Source organism: Ectothiorhodospira variabilis (assembly GCF_022227625.1).
GTDB lineage: Bacteria > Pseudomonadota > Gammaproteobacteria > Ectothiorhodospirales > Ectothiorhodospiraceae > Ectothiorhodospira > Ectothiorhodospira haloalkaliphila.
On sequence record NZ_JAJNAO010000003.1, the window covers coordinates 1 to 16,690 of the forward strand.

Here is a 16,690-nt window from a genome sequence, read left to right on the forward strand (position 1 = left end):
GTCCATCAGAAGTTCATTGTTACCCTGGGTTGCCGACCCATCTCCCCTGCGGGGAGATGGGCGCTTGCAGGCCCTCAATATAGCCCCTCTCCCCCATGGGGAGAGGGGTTGGGGTGAGGGGAGAAGAGCACAGTAGAACCCATCAGACCTCCGCCGGCCCCAGCCCCAGTGTGCTGTAGCCGGAGTCCACGTAAGTGATCTCCCCGGTGATGCCCGAGGCCAGGTCCGAGCACAGGAACGCGGCGGCGTTGCCCACCTGCTCGATGGTCACGTTGCGACGCAGCGGGGCATTGTTCTCCACATGGTCCAGGATCTTGCGGAAGTCGCCGATGCCGGCGGCGGCCAGGGTGCGGATGGGGCCGGCGGAGATGCCGTTCACGCGCACGCCCTCCGGGCCCAGGGTGTAGGCCAGAAAACGCACGTTGGCCTCCAGGCTGGCCTTGGCCAGGCCCATGAGGTTGTAGTTGGGCATGGAACGCACGGCGCCCAGGTAGGACAGGGTGAGGATGGACGCATCCCGGCCCTTCATCATGGGCCGGGCCGCCTTGGCCAGGGCCGCCAGGCTGTAGCTGCTGATGTCATGGGCGGTGTTGAAGGCCTCCCGGGACATGCCATCCAGGAAATCACCCTCCAGGGCCTCCTTGGGGGCGAAGGCGATGGCATGTACCAGGCCCTCCAGTCCATCCCAGTGCTGACCCAGTTGCTCGAAAACCGCATTGATCTGTTCGTCGCTGGATACATCGCAGGGCAACACGATGCTGGAGCCGCATTCCCCGGCGAGCTTGGCCACCCGATCCTTCAGGCGATCGCCCTGGTAGGTGAAGGCCAGTTCCGCGCCCTCACGCGCCATGGCCTTGGCAATGCCATAAGCGATGGAGCGGTTGCTGGCCACGCCCGTGATGAGCACCCGCTTGCCGGTCATGAAACCCATGCTGTGATCTCCTGTCTGTCTGTTTCAGTGGTATCAAGATGATTCGGCGGACATGATACTACTAACGGTGCGGGACGCGCGCCCCACCCCTTGTCACACCCTCGCCGAACCCGGAGACTTGGCCCTCAAGCCGTCATGGACCCGTCCGATGGAAAAACGCTACACCTCGAAAGACTTCGTGATGCTGGGCCTGTTGCTGGGTCTGGGGTTGCTGTTGATCCTGCTCATGTACCAGGTGGATCGGCAGTGGTCCCGCATGGCGGAGATGCAGCGTACCCTGCAGGAGCAGGGAGACGATCTGCGTCGCATCCGCGGGGCGGTGCAGGGGCTGGATGCGCGGCTGCGGGCCGGGGTGGTGGCGCCCGGTGCAGGGGAGGGGCCGGCGGATGCCGATGCCGTGCCCGAGGCCTTTGCCCGGGCCTTCGAGGCCAGCCAGCAACCGGACTTTGCCACCGGAGACTGGCTGGTGCGGGCCTTTCCCACCGGCTTATCCACACTGACGCCGCTGGTGTCCAGCGATGCCTACGCCAGCGAGGTGCAGAGTTATGTGCTCGAGTCCCTGCTGGTGCGCGACCCGGACACCCTGGAATGGCAGGGCCTGCTGGCCCGGGACTGGGCATTCAGCGACGATGGGCTCACCATCACCTTTCAGCTGCGGCAGGGCCTGGAATTCTCCGACGGCGAGCCCCTCACCGCGGATGACGTGGTGTTCACCTACGAGTTCATCATGAACGATGACATCGCTGCCCCCCGGGCCCGGGCCTTCCTGGAAAAACTGGAAAAGGTGGAGGCCCTGGGCGAGCACGAGGTGGCCTTCACCTTCTCCGAGCCCTATTTCAACAGTCTTTCCCTGGCCGGCGGCATGCAGGTGATGCCCCGCCACTTCTACGAGCCTTACCTGGATGAGCCCCGCCGCTTCAATGAATCCCGCGGCCTGCTGCTGGGCTCGGGTCCCTATCGCCTGAGCGATCCCAAGGGCTGGACACCGGACGCCGGCATGGTGGAACTGCAGCGCAATCCCCGTTACTGGGGTCCGGTGGACCCGCCTTTCAACCGCTTGCTGTGGCGGGTGATCGAGAATGACAGCGCCCGGCTGACCACCTTCCGCAATCAGGACATCGATCTCTACACGGCCCGGCCCCGGGAATACCGGCAGTTGCTGGAGGATGAGCGCCTGCAGGCCCGCACCCAGCACTTCGAGTACATGAGTCCCACCGGCGGCTACACCTACATCGGCTGGAATCAGCGGCGCAATGATGAGCCCACGCGATTCGCCGACCGGCGCGTGCGCCTGGCCATGACCCACCTCACCGATATGGAGCGGGTGATCGACGAGATCATGCTCGGCTATGCGGAGGTGGCCATCAGCCCCTTCAATCCGCGCAGTCCCCAGCATGACAGCAGCCTTGAGCCCCATGAGTTCAGTTTGGACAAGGCCCGCGCGCTGCTGGAGGAAGCAGGCTTCGAGGACCGCAATGGTGACGGTATCCTCCAGGGGCCCGACGGCAAGCGCTTCGAGTTCGATATGGTGTTCTTCCAGGACAACGAGGACACCCGGCGCATGGTGCTGTTCCTGCGGGATTTGTATGCCCGCGCCGGCATCCTCATGCGCCCCCGGCCCACCGAGTGGTCGGTGATGCTGGACCTGCTCAACCGCAAGGATTTCGATGCCATCACCCTGGGCTGGACCAGCGGCGTGGAGATCGATGTCTACCAGATGTTCCATTCCAGCCAGACCGTGTCGGGCGGGGACAACTTCATCAGTTACGAAAACCCGGAGCTGGATGCCCTGATCGAAAAGGCCCGGGCCACGGTGGATGAGGAGGAGCGCATGGCCATCTGGCACCAGGTGCAGCGGGTGCTGCACGAGGACCAGCCCTATACCTTTTTGATGCGTCGCCAGACCCTGGCCTTCGTGGATGATCGGCTGGCCAATCTCAAGCGCACCCGCCTGGGGCTGAATTTGGGCACGGTGCCGTTGGAGATCTACGTGCCCATCGAACAACAACGTCACGCGCGCTGACCCCGTGTTCACCTACATCCTTCGGCGTCTGCTGTTGATGATCCCGACCCTGATCGGGATCACCATCGTGGTGTTCGTTGTCATGGCGGCGGCCCCCGGGGGCATCAGTGCCCAGTCCCTGGTGGACGGCATGAACCTGGAGCCCCAGGCCAAGCAGGCCATGGAGGACTACTACAACCGCATGTACGGGCTGGATCAGCCGCCGCCGGTGCAGTATCTGCGCTGGGTGAACAACATCTCGCCGGCCGGTTTCACCTTCGACCGGGATGGGGCCATCGAGGGTTTTTCATTCTGGAAGGGCTCTGAACTGGGCACCAGTTTCCGCTATGGGAGGCCGGTGGGGGACCTGATCGCCGAGCGATTGCCCATCACGCTGCTGCTTAACGTGTTGTCCATTCCCATCATCTACATCATCGCCATCGCCGTGGGAGTGCAGGCCGCCACCCGGCGCGGCGGCAGCTTCGATACCGGCTCCGGCGTGGTGCTGCTGGGCCTGTGGTCGGTGCCCACCATGCTGGCCGGGGTGCTGCTCATCGGTTTCTTCGCCTCGGAACAATTCTGGCGCTGGTTCCCCACCGGGGGCATCAATCGTCGCGAGGCCCTGGACATGACCTTCCTGCCCCACTGGGGCACGGCCACCGACCTGCTGATGTTGTTCCTGCTGGCGGGCCTGGGAGCCGCCCTGATGGTCTGGCTGGCCCTGCGCGCGGCGCAGCGCTGGCGACTGCTGGTGGGCAGTGCCACCGGCGCAATCCTGGGTTTCATGATGGCGGCCCAGGTGTCGGATCAGGCCTTCGGGTTGCTGCACCTGCTGCTCATGGCCGGCGTCGGTGGCAGCCTGGCCCTGGCGGCGGGGAACAGTTTCGTGGCCCTGCGCGTGGGCCTGCTGGGGCTGGTGGGCATGGCCATCGGCATCGGCCTGGCGGCGGGGCTGGCCCAGGGGGAGTTCGTGCGCGGCTTCCTGCTGGATCGGCTCTGGCATCTGGTGCTGCCGGTGCTGTGCCTGGCCTACGGGGGCTTTGCCTTTCTCGCCAAGCTCACCCGCTCGGCGGTGCTGGAGAACCTGCTCTCGGACTATGCGCGCACCGCCCGGGCCAAGGGGGTGAGCGAGCGGGACGTGCTCTGGCGGCATGTGTTCCGCAATTCATTGTTGCCGCTGATCACCGTGTCGGCCACCCTGCTGCCCAGCCTGCTGGCCGGATCGGTGATCGTGGAGACCATCTTCTCCATCGATGGCATGGGCAAGCTGGCCGTGGAGGCGGTGCAGACCCGTGACCGGGAACTGGTGCTGTCGGTCACCCTGATCAGTGGTGTGCTCACCCTGGCCGGCTACCTGATTGCTGATCTGTGTTATGCCATTGCCGATCCCCGGGTGAGTTATGACTGAATCGACCCAGGAAGCGCTTGCCCCGCCGCGCCAACGCCGCAGCTATGCCGCCCAGGTGGTCCGCGAGGTGCTGCTGCGCTGGGGCGCGCGCATCGGCCTGACCTGGATCCTGCTGCTGGTGATGGTGGCGGTGTTCGCCCCCTTCCTGGCCACCAGTCATCCGCTGCTGGCCATGGGCGAGGGGGGGCTGATGGCGCCGGTGCTGACCCATCTCACGGCGGCGGACGTGACCCTGCTGGCGGTGTTCTTCACGGCGGTGGCGGTGTGGTTCCTGCGCCGGCCCTTCTGGCACAAGCTGCTGGCGGTGCTGGCCGTGCTGGTGATCAGCGGCAGCCTCAGCCACTTCACCGTCTCGCCGCCGGAACTGGTGATCTACGAGCAGCATCGCGAGGCCGAGGCGGCGGGGCAGTATGACTGGGTGCTGTGGGCCCCGGTGCCTTACTCCCCCAAGGACTATCTGCGTGATTTCGGTGACACCGGGCTGGAGTCGCCCCTGGCCGACGAGATCCGCCGCCACTGGCTGGGCACCGAGGAGAACGGCGCCGATGTGCTCTCGCGCATGATCCATGCCTCGCGCATTGCCCTGGGGATCGGCTTCATCGCCACCGGCATCGCCCTGGGCATCGGCATCATCGTGGGCGGGCTGATGGGGTATTTCTCGGGGATCGTCGACATCATCGGCATGCGCATCGTGGAGATCTTCGAGGCCATTCCCACCCTGTTCCTGCTGCTCACCTTCGTGGCCTTCTTCGGACGCAGCCTGTACATGATGATGATCATCATCGGCATCACCTCCTGGTCCGGTTACGCCCGCTACGTGCGCGCGGAGTTTCTCAAACTGCGTGAGCAGGACTACGTACAGGCAGCGGTGGCCTGCGGCCTGCCGCTGCGTTCGGTGCTGTTCCGGCACATGCTGCCCAATGGGGTGGCCCCCATCCTGGTGGCCGCCAGCTTCGGGGTGGCCTCGGCCATCCTGGCGGAGGCCACCCTGAGCTTTCTGGGGCTGGGGCTGGTGGACGACCCCTCCTGGGGGCAGATGCTCAACCAGGCGGTGCAGTCCTCCTCCTTCAACTGGTGGATGGCGGCCTTCCCCGGCGGCGCCATCTTCCTCACGGTGTTCGCCTACAACCTGGTGGGCGAGTCCCTGCGTGACGCCCTTGACCCCTACCTGAAGAAGAAGGCCTGACCGTGCTGCTGGAAGTGAAGGATCTGCACACCCATCTGGAGGCCGGCGGCGAGACGGTGCGCGCCGTGGACGGGGTGAGTTTTGGCATTCAGCCGGGCGAGACCTTCTGTCTGGTGGGGGAGTCGGGCAGCGGCAAGTCGGTGACGGCGCTGTCGGTGATCCAGCTCCTGCCCCGGGACATCAGCCGGCATCCGGGCGGCCAGATCCTGTTCCGGGCCCGGGACGTGCAGGGTCGCAGCGAAGTGGTGGACATGCTGCAACTGGATGAGGCCCGGCGGCGGCAGATCCGCGGCATGCGCATGAGCATGATCTTCCAGGAGCCCATGACCTCCCTGAACCCGGTGTTCCCGGTGGGCGATCAGATCGTCGAGGTGCTCAAGCTGCACCAGCCCCAGCTCAGTGACGCCGAGGCCCGGGAGCGGGCCGTGGAGGCCCTGGCCCAGGTGCAGATCCCCAACCCCGCCGAGCGGGCCGACGAGTTCCCCCATCGCCTTTCGGGTGGCCAGCGCCAGCGGGTGATGATCGCCATGGCCATGGCCTGCGAGCCCGACCTTTTGATCGCCGATGAGCCCACCACGGCCCTGGATGTGACCGTGCAGGCGGAGATCCTGCGCCTGATGCGGGAACTGCAGGAGCGCAATGGCATGTCCATCCTGTTCATCACCCACGATTTCGGGGTGGTGGCGCAGATGGGCCATCGACTGGGCGTGATGCGCCTGGGCAAGCTGGTGGAGGAGGGCACGGTGCGCCAGGTGCTGGATCACCCGGAGCACCCCTATACCCGCCAACTCATCGATGCCCTGCCGGAGAATCTCACCCGGCGTCGGGAGGCGGCGGGGGAGGGCGGGACACCAACACCCACTGGCGATCCCCTGGTGCGGCTGGATGACCTGCAGATCCATTTCCCGGTGCGCAAGGGGCTGATGCGCCGGGTGGTGGACCACGTGCGAGCCGTGGACGGGGTGAGCCTGGAGATTCCCCGGGGCCAGGTGCTGGCCCTGGTGGGGGAATCCGGCTGTGGCAAGACCACCCTGGGTCGGGCCATTCTCCGTCTGGTGGAGCCCACCGGCGGCTTCATCCACTTTGGTGGCGACGACATCACCCGTTTGCCCCGAAGCCGCATGCAGCCTTACCGGCGGCGCATGCAGATCATCTTCCAGGACCCCATGTCGTCGCTGAATCCGCGCCTCACGGTGGCGGCCACGCTCACCGAGCCCATGGCGGTGCACGGGATCGGCATCGACAAGGAGGATCGTCTGGAGCGGGCGGCCAGGGTGCTGGAGCAGGTGCAACTGCCCACCGATACCCTGTGGCGCTATCCCCATGAATTCTCCGGAGGGCAGCGTCAGCGCATCGGCATTGCCCGGGCCTTGGTGCTGGATCCGGCCTTCATCGTCTGCGACGAGGTGACCAGTGCCCTGGATGTGTCGGTGCAGGCGCAGATCCTGGAGATCCTCATGAGCCTGACCCGGGAGCGGGGGCTGACCCTGCTGTTCATCACCCACAACATCGGCGTGGTGGAGTACCTGGCCGATACCATGGCGGTGATGTATCAGGGGCGGGTGGTGGAATACGGGCCGGCGCGCCGGGTCTGTCGCCAGCCGGAGCACGAGTACACCCGCAAGCTGCTGGCCGCCGTGCCCCGGGTCAGTCCATGACCAGGACCATGCGCACCCCGGCCACCTCCAGCACATCGCAATCTTGCAGGCTGCGGCTGTCCCCCTCGGCCAGGGGCTCTTCGTTCACCTGGGGTGGATCCAGTTCCGAAAACAGGTTCGTCAGCGTGGTGGCCTGGCCCCGTTCTCCCAGGGCAATGACCACCACCTGACGGCCCGGCTCGCCCAGGACGTTCAGGGGTGAGAGCAGATCCAGGTTGCGACCCTGATTGCGGCCGCTGCCGATGTGCAGGCGGGCGTGGGGTCGCGGGGCGTGTGGATCTTGTGTGGGGCGTGCGTCCACTTGTGTTTGCATGTCCTGGATGCGGCGGGCCACCTCGTCGCAGACCGGGCCCGGTGGCATGCCGGGCGTGGCCAGGCGCAGCATATCCATGGGTGGGGGCGCAGCGGCCGAAGGCGATTCCAGTTGCAGCCGCAGGCGCCAATTGCCGATGAGGATGAAATCCCCATCCTTGAGGGCCTTCTCCTGGATGCGCTCGCGATTGACGTAGGTGCCGTTGGTGCTATCCAGGTCCTGCAGGATCACCTCTTCCCGGTACAGCCGCAGGCGCGCGTGGTGGCCGCTCACGGTGCGGTCCTGCAGACAGATGAGGTTGTCGGGCTTGCGACCGATGGTGGTCGTCCCCTCCGAGAGGGGGAACTCCCCTTGGGGTTGGCGGTTCTTGTAGGCCAGGAGTCGTGCCATGGAGAGCGGTTCCGGTCAGTGATGCTGGCTCAGCGTGGAACGGTCGATGAATTCCATGCTCACGCCGGCGATTTCGATTACGTCCTGGTGTTGTAGTGCCCGGGGCTGGGTGCCCAGATCCTCACCGTTCAGGCGAGGGGCGTGGGGGTGGCTGCCACCCTCCACGCGGCTGATGTGAAAGGTATCACCCCGACGGCTGATGGCTGCCACCTGTACTCCAGGGCTGCCGATGGTGGTCAGCGCCTTGGTCAGCGGCCATTCCCGCCCGGCCTGTGCGCCGGTGAGCACCTGCAGACAGGCGCCATGGGTGAGGGGCGTGTGTCCCGGTGCCCGCGTTGCGCCGGCACTCGCCCCGTCTGAGGGGTTCTTGCCGGTGCGGGTAGTGATGATCAGCGTTTCCTCGGGTGGATCAGGGTCCTGATCCTCGGTCATGTCCTCCGGCGGGACGCGGGTGAACAGCAGTTCGTGACTGCCGATGGCGATTCTGTCACCTTCGAGCAGGACCCGCTTGCGTACGGACTGATCGTTCACCAGGGTGCCGTTGGTGCTGTTCAGATCTTCCAGGATGATGTCATTGAGCAGGGGGATCAGCTGGGCGTGATAGCCGCTGACCGCCAGGTTGTCCAGGCGGATGTCGTTGTCAGGGCGGCGACCGATGGTGATCGGCTTGTTGCCCAGGGCCACGGTGCCTCTGAGGGTTTCACCGGTGTTGATGATCAGTCGGGGAAGTGACTTCATGGCCATGAGCTTACCGTCGCAGACCCAGGAGTCGATGATACCAGCGACCCCGCGTTCGCGAGGCCAACGAGGTGCGCCCGATCAGCACCGAGACGTTGTCCCGGCCACCCGACTCGTTCGCGTGTCGTACCAGTTCCCGGGAGGCCTCGTGCGGGTCGGCCTGATGGCGGCCGAGAACGTCCTCGATCATGGCATCCTCCAGCATGTCATTGAGGCCATCGGAGCATAGCAGGTAGATGTCGCCGGGCATGACCAGTTCCTCGCGGATGTCCACCGCCACGGTGGAGTCGATCCCCAGGGCGCGGGTGACCAGGTTGCGGTTCAATGATGTCCGTGCCTGGTCGGCGCTGCACAGGCCCCGGTCCACCAGTTCCTGGATGAGGGTGTGATCCACGGTGAGCTGTTCCAGCTCGCCGTTGCGAAAGCGATAGATCCGGGAGTCCCCCACGTGGGCGAGAATGATGCGCCCGGGACGCAACAGGGCCACGGCCAGGGTGGTTCCCATGCCGGCGTTGCCCACGTTATCCGCGGCGGCCTCATGAATCGCCCGGTTGGCCTGGATGACGGCCTCGCGCACCTGCAGGCTGATCTCATCGTTGCTTTCCCCCTGGCCGCCCCCGGCGCGGGCCAGGCTCTGGCGTAATTCGGCAATGATGGTGTCCACGGCGATGCGGCTGGCCACATCCCCCCCGGAATGCCCCCCCATGCCATCGGCCAGCACCATGAGGCCCAGTTCCGCGTCCTCGCCGATGGCATCTTCATTTCTTGCCCGTGTGCGTCCCGGGTCGGTACATCCGGCAATCTGCAGCGTCTCTTTCAGGGTCATCCGGGCTGTCGCCGTCTGCGTGCGGTGAGGTGGTCAAGGAACTCTCAGGATAGCCTCGCCCGTTTGCCGATGCCATCACAGAATAGCGCGAAAGGTGGCAATCGGTGGGGTGACCGGCCACCCGGGGCCAATGTTCGGCTTCAGGCAGAGACTGCCTCACCGCTGGTGCGGATGATCAGGGTCTGGCCCGGGCGCAGGATGTCGGAGGTGGACAGTTCGTTCCAGCGGGCCAGGTCCCGGACAGTCACGCCATGATGGCGGGCCACATGCCAGAGGGTGTCGCCGGGTTTGACCGTGTATTCCACCTGGCGGGTGGGTTCGTTGCCTTGAGTCGGGCCCGCGGCGACCTGCCGGCTGACGCCCGGGGACGGGATCAGCAGATGATCGCCGGCACGGATGATGGTGCCTTTGAGGTTATTGACCTCCTTGAGCGTGCCCACGGTCACGTCATAACGAGCGGCGATGCGGCCCAGGTTTTCACCTGACCGGATGCGATGACGCTGCCAGGTCACGCGCTCGCCATCGTCCAGCTGGCTGAGGCCATCGTGAAAGTCGCTCACGCGGTCTGCTGGCAACAGCAGATGATGCGGGCCGTTGGGTGCCGTCGCCCAGCGGTTGAATCCGGGGTTGAGCGTTCTCAGGGTTTCCTTGTCCACTCCGGCCAGTCTGGCGGCCACTGCCAGTTCAATCTGCCCCTTGGTATCCACTACCTGGATGCGAGGTTCATCGGGCACCGGTGTCAGGCCGACCTGATAACGCTGCGGGTCGCGCACGATGGCCTGCAGGGCCAGCAGGCGAGGGACGTAGTGCTGTGTCTCCCGGGGGAGGTCCAGATGCCAGTAGTCGGTGGGTTTGCCCCGACGCTCATTGCGTTGAATGGCGCGGCTCACCGTGCCCTGGCCAGCGTTGTAGGCGGCCAGGGCCAGCGGCCAGTCGCCTTCAAAGCGTTCATTGAGTTGGGTGAGGTAGTCCAGGGCCGCTTGGGTGGAGGCGTGGATGTCCCGACGACCGTCGTACCACCAGTTGCTCTCCAGGCCGAAGTGGCGGCCAGTGGAGGGGATGAACTGCCAGATGCCCGCCGCCTGACTGGGGGACTGGGCCATGGGGAGATAGGCGCTTTCGACGATGGGCAGCAGCAGCAACTCCGTGGGCAGCCCCCGGGCCTCGATCTCTTCCAGGATGTAGTGAAGGAAGGGGGCGGCACGGGCGGTGACCTGCTCCAGATATTGGGAATATTCCTGGTGCCACTCGATATACCGTAACACGCGGTCCTCGTCACGGGCGTCGGGCATCCCCATGCCCCGGCGAACCCGGGCCCACAGGTCATCGTCGACCCCCAGCTCGGCGACCGAATGCTCGCTGATGGCCCGTGCCACCTCGCTCCTCAGATGCTCGGCCTCTGCCTCGCTGGGAGGGCTCGGCAGCATGGGCTGGACCGCCTCCTCGGCGCCCTCCAGGGGCTCCCGATCGGGCAGGCTGGCACACCCTGCAAACAGGATGCAGATGCCAGTGGCGGCCCCCCAGTGTCCAAGCGTTTTCTTCTTTATCATAGGCGCGCTAGGATAGCGGGGGCGGTTCCCCCCCTCAACCCTGACTGGCCACTCTTCGCGAAAGTCTCTATCCTCCGCCCTATGTCGCCCTCCCATGCTCCCATCGTCGATCGCCAGGACGCCTTGCGCCGCTGGTATTCGACGCCCCCCGGGCGAGCGCTCCTGGCGGCGGTGCAGGTCCACCTGGATCGTTTCCTGCCGGAGTTGTTCGGTTTTCATGCCCTGCAACTGGGGCAGGTGGCCCTGGGTGAGGATCTGCTGACCAGCAGTCGCATCAATCATCGATTTTGTATGGAATACCGACCGGTTGAGGGCCATGTGGCGGCGCTTCCGGAGGCGTGGCCGGTGCTGGCCGACTCCCTGGATCTGGTGCTGCTGATGCACACCCTGGAACTGAGCGATGATCCGCACCAGGTGATGCGGGAAGTGGAGCGCACCCTGCTGCCGGAGGGCAATGTGATCATCGTCGGCTTCAACCCCCTGAGTGCGATGGGGTTATGGGAGATGTTGCCCGGGCGTCGTGGGAGCACACCCTGGGCCCAGCCCTGTTACAGCACCGGCCGCACACGGGAATGGCTGTCCCTGCTAGGCTTCGAGGTGCTCGCCCGGGCCTACGCGGGTTTTACGCCACCCGCTGGCGGAAAGGGGCTGCGGGAGCGGCTGGGTATCGTTCATGGGCTGGGGGGACGCAATCTGCCTTACCTGGGAGGGGCCTATGTGATTCTGGCCCGCAAGCGGGTGTCCACCATGACCCCGATGCGTCCCCGCTGGCGCGCCATGCGGGGAATGGTCCCCGGTGGCATGGCAAAACCCTTGTGCAGGAGACGTGATCGTGAGTGAAGTGGTGGAAATCTATACCGATGGCGCCTGTCGCGGTAACCCGGGTCCCGGCGGCTGGGGCGCGGTGCTGCGCTTCAAGGGGAATGAAAAGCACCTCAAGGGGTCGGAGGCGCTGACCACCAACAACCGTATGGAGCTGATGGCCGCCATCCAGGCCCTGGAGACCCTCAAGCGCCCCTGCCAGGTGGCGCTGACCACCGATTCACAATATGTGAAGAACGGTGTCAATCAGTGGATGCCCAACTGGAAAAAGCGCCAGTGGCGCACGGCCGCCGGCCAGCCCGTGAAGAACCAGGATCTGTGGCAGCGTCTGGACGCCGCCGCGGCGCTCCATCAGGTGAGCTGGCATTGGGTGCGCGGTCACACCGGTCACCCTGAAAACGAGTTGGCCGATACCCTGGCCAACCAGGCCATCGACGAGATGAAGGCGGGTGCCCTGGCCGGATGAGCCGGGCCTGCAAGCACGCGGCATCGCCTTAAAGCCCCACCGAGAGAACCATGCAGACCGATACCCCCGCACGTCAGATCATCCTCGACACCGAAACCACCGGCCTGGAGCCGGCGCAGGGGCATCGCATCATCGAGATCGGTTGCGTGGAGATGGTCAAGCGCCGCCTGACCCGCCGACACTATCACCAGTATCTGCAGCCTGACCGGGAGGTGGATGCCGGTGCCGAGGAGGTCCACGGCATCAGCAATGCCTTTCTGGCAGACAAACCCCGCTTTGCGGACGTGGTGGAAGACTTCCTCGAATTCATCCGTGGCGCCGAGTTGATCATCCACAATGCCCCCTTCGATGTGGGATTCATCAATCACGAGCTCAAGCTGCTGGGGGCAGACCGGGGGTGCGTGGAAGACCACTGCACGGTCACCGACTCTCTGGTGATGGCCAGGAAGATGCACCCGGGCCAGCGCAACAGCCTGGATGCCCTGTGCAAGCGGTACCAGATCGACAACTCCGGTCGCGAACTCCACGGGGCCTTGCTGGATGCCCGTATCCTGGCAGATGTCTACCTGGCCATGACCGGCGGGCAGAAGACCCTGTCCCTGGGGGGCGACGCGGAAGGGGAGGGGGCAACCGGGCCTGCCGAGGTGGCCATCCGCCGCCTGTCCGCCGATCGACCCCGGCTCGCGGTGCCCCGGGCCAGCGAGCAGGAACTCGAGGCCCACCACCGCGTGCTGGAAAAGCTGGGGGTGGAGGAGCGCTGGTGAGCGCTCAACCGCTCTTGAGTACCCGCGCCTTCTCCCGCTGCCAGTCCCGTTCCTTCTCCACGGCCCGCTTGTCATGGGCCTTCTTGCCCTTGGCCAGGCCGATCTCCAGCTTGGCCCGACCCCGTTTCCAGTACAGGGCCAGCGGCACCACGGTGTAGCCGCGCCGCTCCACCAGGCCGATGAGCTTGCTCAGTTCGGTGCCGTGCAATAGCAGCTTGCGGGTGCGCGAAGGGTCCGGGTTGATATGGGTGGAGGCCGTGGACAGCGGGCTGATGTGGGCCCCGAACAGCCAGGCCTCACCCCGCTTGATGAGCACATAGCTCTCGCTCAACTGCGCCCGTCCGGCGCGCATGCTCTTCACCTCCCAGCCCTCAAGCACCAGGCCCGCCTCCAGGCGATCCTCGATGAAATAGTCGTGTCTGGCCTTCTTGTTCAGGGCGATGGTACTGCCGCCCCCCTGGTTTTTTTGTTTCTTGCTCATGGCGGCGATTATAAACGAGGGGCGGCTCGTCGGGGTGAGACGTTGAGGCCTGAGCGGAATTTCATCAAAATGACCGGCAAATCCGGAGGATCCACAATGAGAAGAGAAACCTCGATACACGGGCAGTGGTCGTCCAAGCTGATTTTCGTGCTGGCGGCCACCGGCTCGGCGGTAGGGCTGGGGAACATCTGGCGATTTCCTTACATCGCCGGTGAGAACGGGGGAGGTGCCTTCGTGCTCATTTATCTGGCCTGCATCCTGGCCATCGGTCTGCCCATCATGATGGCCGAGATCAGCCTGGGGCGGCGGGGGCGCCAAAGCCCCATCAATACCATGGCCACCCTGTCCAGGGAGGAAGGCCTGAGTCGCATCTGGGGCATGGTGGGCTGGATTGGCGTGGCAGCCGGCTTCATGATCCTGTCCTTTTACAGCGTGGTCGCCGGGTGGTCGCTCTCCTATGTGTTTCGCGCTGCGGGCGGGGCCTTCTCCGGTCTGGACGCTCAGGGTGTCGAGGCCCTGTTCAACGGCCTGGTTTCCGATCCGGAGCGTTTGCTGGCCTGGCATACGCTGTTCATGATCATGAACGTGCTGGTGGTCGCGCGGGGGGTGCGCTCCGGCCTTGAACAGGCGGTGAAATTCCTCATGCCGGCCCTGTTCGTCCTGCTGCTGGTGATGGTGGGCTATGCCTACAGCCTGGGGCATTTCGGGGAAGGGTTGCGATTCCTGTTCAAGCCCGACTTCAGTCAGGTGACCGGCGATACCATCCTGCTCGCCATGGGGCAGTCCTTCTTCACCCTCAGCCTGGGCATGGGGGCCATCATGATCTATGGGTCCTACCTGAGCTCCCGGGCCTCCATCGCCCGGACCTCGGCTGCCGTGGTGTCGGCGGATACCGCAGTGGCCCTGCTGGCCGGTATGGCGATCTTCCCCATCGTCTTCGCCAGTGGCCTGGCCGCCGACGCGGGTCCCGGGCTGATCTTCATGACCCTGCCCCTGGCCTTTGCGGAGATGCCCTTCGGCCTGTTCTTCGGCACCCTGTTCTTCGTGCTGCTGGTGATGGCCGCCTGGACCTCGTCCATCTCCCTGATGGAGCCGGCGGTGGCGTGGCTGTCGGAAAACCGGGATATCGAGCGCCCGATGGCGGCGGTGATCGTCGGCGCCATCGCCTGGCTGCTGGGGATCGGTACGGTGCTGTCCTTCAACCTGTGGTCCGCTGGCTTTGGCTTCCACGTGTCCTGGGGCGGGGAGGTGATCTACGTTGGCGGCACGATATTCGACATCCTGGAATACCTGACCATGAATATCCTGCTGCCCCTGGGGGGGCTGCTGATCGCCCTGTTCGTGGGCTGGCGCATGACCCGTCGTTCGGTGGAGGATGAGCTGGGTATCGGCTCCCGGCTGATTTTTGGAGCGTGGTACTATGTGCTGCGCTTCGCAGCGCCCATCGGCATCCTGCTGGTGTTCCTCAAAGCGATCAATATCATCTAGTGCCAGAGGAGTCTCATGCCTTCCATCAGTCGTCAGGCCATCGTGCCGTACACGCCCCAGGAGATGTTCGATCTGGTGAACGACGTCAAGGCGTATCCGGGCTTCCTGCCCGGATGCCGTTCCTCGGCCGTGCTATCGGCCGATGAGGACGAGATCAAGGCCTCCATTGAACTGGCCAAGGGGGCAGTGCGCAAATCGTTCACCACGCGCAATCGTCTGCAGCGCAACAAGATGATTGAAATGCGCCTGGTGGATGGCCCTTTCCGCCACCTGGAGGGCTTCTGGCGGTTTGATGCCCTGAACGAGAATGCCACCCGGGTGTCCCTGGACCTGGAGTTCGAATTCTCCAACCGCATCATGAGCGCGGTGATCGGGCCTGTGTTCCACCAAGTGGCCAACAGCCTGGTGGATTCCTTCGTGAAACGCGCCCGGGTGGTCTATGGTGCCCGCTGACAAGCCATCGGGGTTGCGCGTGGAGGTGGCCTACGCCCGGCCCGAGAAGCAGGTGGTGCTGGAGGTGTCCCTGCCGGAGGGGGCCACCGTCGAGCAGGCGATTCAGGAGTCGGGAATCCTGGATCAGTGCCCCGAGGTCGACCTGGCCAGCAACAAGGTGGGTGTGTATGGCAAGCTGGCCAAGCTCAACGCCCCCTTGCGGGATCGGGACCGGGTGGAAATCTACCGGCCGTTGATCGCCGATCCCAAGGCGGTGCGCAAGCAGCGGGCTGCCCAGTAGCAGCCCGCTGCCGGATTAATGGTGCCCCCCGGTATCGCTGATCCGGCTCACCTGCCCCTGTTCGAAGAAAACGGTCAGGCGTCGGCGCTCCGCGGGGCCATCGCCGGGTTTGAGGTAGTAGACGTAATCCCAGCGCCGGTCCCCCTGGAAGGGGTCCCTGAGCACGGGTTCGCCCAGCAGGAAACGCACCTGGCGCGGTGTCATGCCCTCCTGGAGCTGTTCCACCTGATCTTCATTGAGGGCGTTGCCCTGTTGCACGTCCGGTTTGAACACCGAAAACAGCCCGCCGCTGCAACCCTGCAACAGGCCGGCGATAAGGATAGAATAGAGAATCAGTCTTGCCATGATTGCTTCCAGTAAGCCGTGAATTGCAAGATGGGTCCTGTCCCGAACACCACATAGCGCGGAATTCTACACCAAGCCAGGGTGTAGCCCCGCATGGAGAACCCCTCCGATGGAAACTCAAGACCTCAAAAAGGCCGGACTCAAGGTGACGTTGCCCAGGGTCAAGATTCTGCAGATCCTGGAAAAGGAAGAGGATCACCACATGAGCGCGGAGGCCATCTACCGGGAGTTGCTGGGGGCCGGCGAGGAGATCGGCCTGGCCACCGTCTACCGGGTGTTGACCCAGTTCGAGGCTGCCGGCCTGGTGAGTCGCCACCACTTTGAAGGCAACCAGGCGGTATTCGAGCTTGAGCGCGGGCGCCATCACGACCACATCGTGTGTGTGAAATGCGGGCGTGTGGATGAGTTCGTGGATCCCTTGATCGAGGAGCGACAGCAGGCCATTGCCAACCGCCTGGGCTACACCATCAAGGATCATGCGCTGATCATTTACGGCCAATGCAGCCAGAGTTCCTGCCCCTGCGCGAAGGATGAGGACGAGGAAGACTGAGTTCCGGGCTGCCGGGCGCTCAAACAGGGGGCGCCGTGA

General features: G+C 64.9%; 18 protein-coding genes. 11 read left to right on the forward strand and 7 right to left on the reverse strand.

The genetic code is table 11. The annotated features are described in order from the left end of the window. Positions 1–142: 142 nt before the first annotated feature. On the reverse strand, positions 143–931 hold the full coding sequence (fabI, locus tag LPW30_RS04860; RefSeq protein ID WP_025280904.1) for an enoyl-ACP reductase FabI: 789 nt from the start codon (positions 929–931) through the stop codon (positions 143–145). A 148-nt stretch (positions 932–1,079) separates the two neighbouring features. Between fabI and LPW30_RS04865 the strand changes: the two genes are divergently transcribed. From LPW30_RS04865 to LPW30_RS04880, 4 genes are read left to right on the forward strand one after another with little or no spacing between them, the layout of a single operon-like run. Continuing rightward, positions 1,080–2,954, forward strand: a complete 1,875-nt coding sequence (locus LPW30_RS04865; RefSeq protein ID WP_239680237.1) for a peptide-binding protein — start codon at positions 1,080–1,082, stop codon at positions 2,952–2,954. Between the two features lie 4 nt (positions 2,955–2,958). Next, positions 2,959–4,341 carry an ABC transporter permease gene (locus LPW30_RS04870; RefSeq protein ID WP_025280906.1) on the forward strand — a complete coding sequence of 461 codons (1,383 nt, stop codon included), beginning with the start codon at positions 2,959–2,961 and terminating at the stop codon, positions 4,339–4,341. Further along, positions 4,334–5,527, forward strand: coding sequence for an ABC transporter permease (locus LPW30_RS04875; protein WP_238625009.1), 1,194 nt, complete (start codon positions 4,334–4,336; stop codon positions 5,525–5,527). The genes LPW30_RS04870 and LPW30_RS04875 overlap by 8 nt, the downstream gene beginning before the upstream one ends. A gap of 2 nt (positions 5,528–5,529) precedes the next feature. Then, a complete protein-coding gene (locus LPW30_RS04880) occupies positions 5,530–7,185 on the forward strand; it encodes an ABC transporter ATP-binding protein (protein WP_025280908.1) in 1,656 nt (551 codons plus the stop codon). Here LPW30_RS04880 and LPW30_RS04885 read toward each other — a convergent pair. The 4 genes from LPW30_RS04885 to LPW30_RS04900 form a co-directional block, all read right to left on the reverse strand. Continuing rightward, positions 7,175–7,888, reverse strand: coding sequence for an FHA domain-containing protein (locus tag LPW30_RS04885; protein ID WP_238625010.1), 714 nt, complete (start codon positions 7,886–7,888; stop codon positions 7,175–7,177). The genes LPW30_RS04880 and LPW30_RS04885 overlap by 11 nt on opposite strands. A gap of 15 nt (positions 7,889–7,903) precedes the next feature. Then, positions 7,904–8,626, reverse strand: a complete 723-nt coding sequence (locus LPW30_RS04890) for an FHA domain-containing protein (protein WP_239680238.1) — start codon at positions 8,624–8,626, stop codon at positions 7,904–7,906. A 10-nt stretch (positions 8,627–8,636) separates the two neighbouring features. Then, the gene (locus tag LPW30_RS04895) at positions 8,637–9,452 is read right to left on the reverse strand and encodes a Stp1/IreP family PP2C-type Ser/Thr phosphatase (protein WP_238625012.1); all 816 of its coding nucleotides are present in this window, start codon (positions 9,450–9,452) and stop codon (positions 8,637–8,639) included. 140 nt (positions 9,453–9,592) lie between these two features. After that, positions 9,593–11,002: a LysM peptidoglycan-binding domain-containing protein gene (locus LPW30_RS04900; RefSeq protein WP_029762274.1), complete on the reverse strand. Its 1,410-nt coding sequence runs from the start codon at positions 11,000–11,002 to the stop codon at positions 9,593–9,595. An 81-nt stretch (positions 11,003–11,083) separates the two neighbouring features. On the opposite strand from LPW30_RS04900, the gene LPW30_RS04905 reads away from it, so the two are divergent. From LPW30_RS04905 to dnaQ, 3 genes are read left to right on the forward strand one after another with little or no spacing between them, the layout of a single operon-like run. Then, a complete protein-coding gene (locus LPW30_RS04905) occupies positions 11,084–11,842 on the forward strand; it encodes a class I SAM-dependent methyltransferase (RefSeq protein ID WP_238625014.1) in 759 nt (252 codons plus the stop codon). Continuing rightward, on the forward strand, positions 11,835–12,290 hold the full coding sequence (gene rnhA / locus LPW30_RS04910) for a ribonuclease HI (RefSeq protein ID WP_025280913.1): 456 nt from the start codon (positions 11,835–11,837) through the stop codon (positions 12,288–12,290). Before LPW30_RS04905 ends, rnhA begins: the two co-directional genes overlap by 8 nt. A gap of 50 nt (positions 12,291–12,340) precedes the next feature. Continuing rightward, complete coding sequence (gene dnaQ / locus LPW30_RS04915; protein ID WP_239680239.1) at positions 12,341–13,054, forward strand: DNA polymerase III subunit epsilon; 714 nt, start codon at positions 12,341–12,343, stop codon at positions 13,052–13,054. Positions 13,055–13,058: 4 nt separating this feature from the next. Here the strand turns inward: dnaQ and smpB are convergent, their stop codons facing one another. Further along, a complete protein-coding gene (gene smpB, locus LPW30_RS04920; RefSeq protein ID WP_025280915.1) occupies positions 13,059–13,535 on the reverse strand; it encodes an SsrA-binding protein SmpB in 477 nt (158 codons plus the stop codon). A 96-nt stretch (positions 13,536–13,631) separates the two neighbouring features. On the opposite strand from smpB, the gene LPW30_RS04925 reads away from it, so the two are divergent. From LPW30_RS04925 to LPW30_RS04935, 3 genes are read left to right on the forward strand one after another with little or no spacing between them, the layout of a single operon-like run. Further along, a complete protein-coding gene (locus tag LPW30_RS04925) occupies positions 13,632–15,023 on the forward strand; it encodes a sodium-dependent transporter (protein ID WP_026623526.1) in 1,392 nt (463 codons plus the stop codon). A gap of 15 nt (positions 15,024–15,038) precedes the next feature. Further along, the gene (locus LPW30_RS04930) at positions 15,039–15,476 is read left to right on the forward strand and encodes a type II toxin-antitoxin system RatA family toxin (protein WP_238625015.1); all 438 of its coding nucleotides are present in this window, start codon (positions 15,039–15,041) and stop codon (positions 15,474–15,476) included. Further along, positions 15,466–15,756, forward strand: coding sequence for an RnfH family protein (locus tag LPW30_RS04935; protein WP_238625016.1), 291 nt, complete (start codon positions 15,466–15,468; stop codon positions 15,754–15,756). The genes LPW30_RS04930 and LPW30_RS04935 overlap by 11 nt, the downstream gene beginning before the upstream one ends. Before the next feature lie 15 nt (positions 15,757–15,771). On the opposite strand, the gene LPW30_RS04940 is transcribed toward LPW30_RS04935, so the two are convergent. Continuing rightward, positions 15,772–16,101, reverse strand: coding sequence for an outer membrane protein assembly factor BamE (locus tag LPW30_RS04940; protein WP_239680240.1), 330 nt, complete (start codon positions 16,099–16,101; stop codon positions 15,772–15,774). Positions 16,102–16,210: 109 nt separating this feature from the next. Here LPW30_RS04940 and fur point away from each other — a divergent pair, with 109 nt between their 5' ends. Then, the gene (gene fur / locus LPW30_RS04945) at positions 16,211–16,651 is read left to right on the forward strand and encodes a ferric iron uptake transcriptional regulator (protein WP_025280918.1); all 441 of its coding nucleotides are present in this window, start codon (positions 16,211–16,213) and stop codon (positions 16,649–16,651) included. The last annotated feature ends 39 nt before the right edge of the window (positions 16,652–16,690 follow it).

What these genes read in the sequence shown, in the direction of transcription:
- fabI (WP_025280904.1), bottom strand. Translation starts at nt 931, where the DNA reads ATGGGTTTCATGACCGGCAAGCGGGTGCTCATCACGGGCGTGGCCAGC.
- LPW30_RS04865 (WP_239680237.1), top strand. Translation starts at nt 1,080, where the DNA reads ATGGAAAAACGCTACACCTCGAAAGACTTCGTGATGCTGGGCCTGTTG.
- LPW30_RS04875 (WP_238625009.1), top strand. Translation starts at nt 4,334, where the DNA reads ATGACTGAATCGACCCAGGAAGCGCTTGCCCCGCCGCGCCAACGCCGC.
- LPW30_RS04885 (WP_238625010.1), bottom strand. Translation starts at nt 7,888, where the DNA reads ATGGCACGACTCCTGGCCTACAAGAACCGCCAACCCCAAGGGGAGTTC.
- LPW30_RS04890 (WP_239680238.1), bottom strand. Translation starts at nt 8,626, where the DNA reads ATGAAGTCACTTCCCCGACTGATCATCAACACCGGTGAAACCCTCAGA.
- LPW30_RS04895 (WP_238625012.1), bottom strand. Translation starts at nt 9,452, where the DNA reads ATGACCCTGAAAGAGACGCTGCAGATTGCCGGATGTACCGACCCGGGA.
- LPW30_RS04900 (WP_029762274.1), bottom strand. Translation starts at nt 11,002, where the DNA reads ATGATAAAGAAGAAAACGCTTGGACACTGGGGGGCCGCCACTGGCATC.
- LPW30_RS04905 (WP_238625014.1), top strand. Translation starts at nt 11,084, where the DNA reads ATGTCGCCCTCCCATGCTCCCATCGTCGATCGCCAGGACGCCTTGCGC.
- dnaQ (WP_239680239.1), top strand. Translation starts at nt 12,341, where the DNA reads ATGCAGACCGATACCCCCGCACGTCAGATCATCCTCGACACCGAAACC.
- smpB (WP_025280915.1), bottom strand. Translation starts at nt 13,535, where the DNA reads ATGAGCAAGAAACAAAAAAACCAGGGGGGCGGCAGTACCATCGCCCTG.
- LPW30_RS04925 (WP_026623526.1), top strand. Translation starts at nt 13,632, where the DNA reads ATGAGAAGAGAAACCTCGATACACGGGCAGTGGTCGTCCAAGCTGATT.
- LPW30_RS04930 (WP_238625015.1), top strand. Translation starts at nt 15,039, where the DNA reads ATGCCTTCCATCAGTCGTCAGGCCATCGTGCCGTACACGCCCCAGGAG.
- LPW30_RS04940 (WP_239680240.1), bottom strand. Translation starts at nt 16,101, where the DNA reads ATGGCAAGACTGATTCTCTATTCTATCCTTATCGCCGGCCTGTTGCAG.
- fur (WP_025280918.1), top strand. Translation starts at nt 16,211, where the DNA reads ATGGAAACTCAAGACCTCAAAAAGGCCGGACTCAAGGTGACGTTGCCC.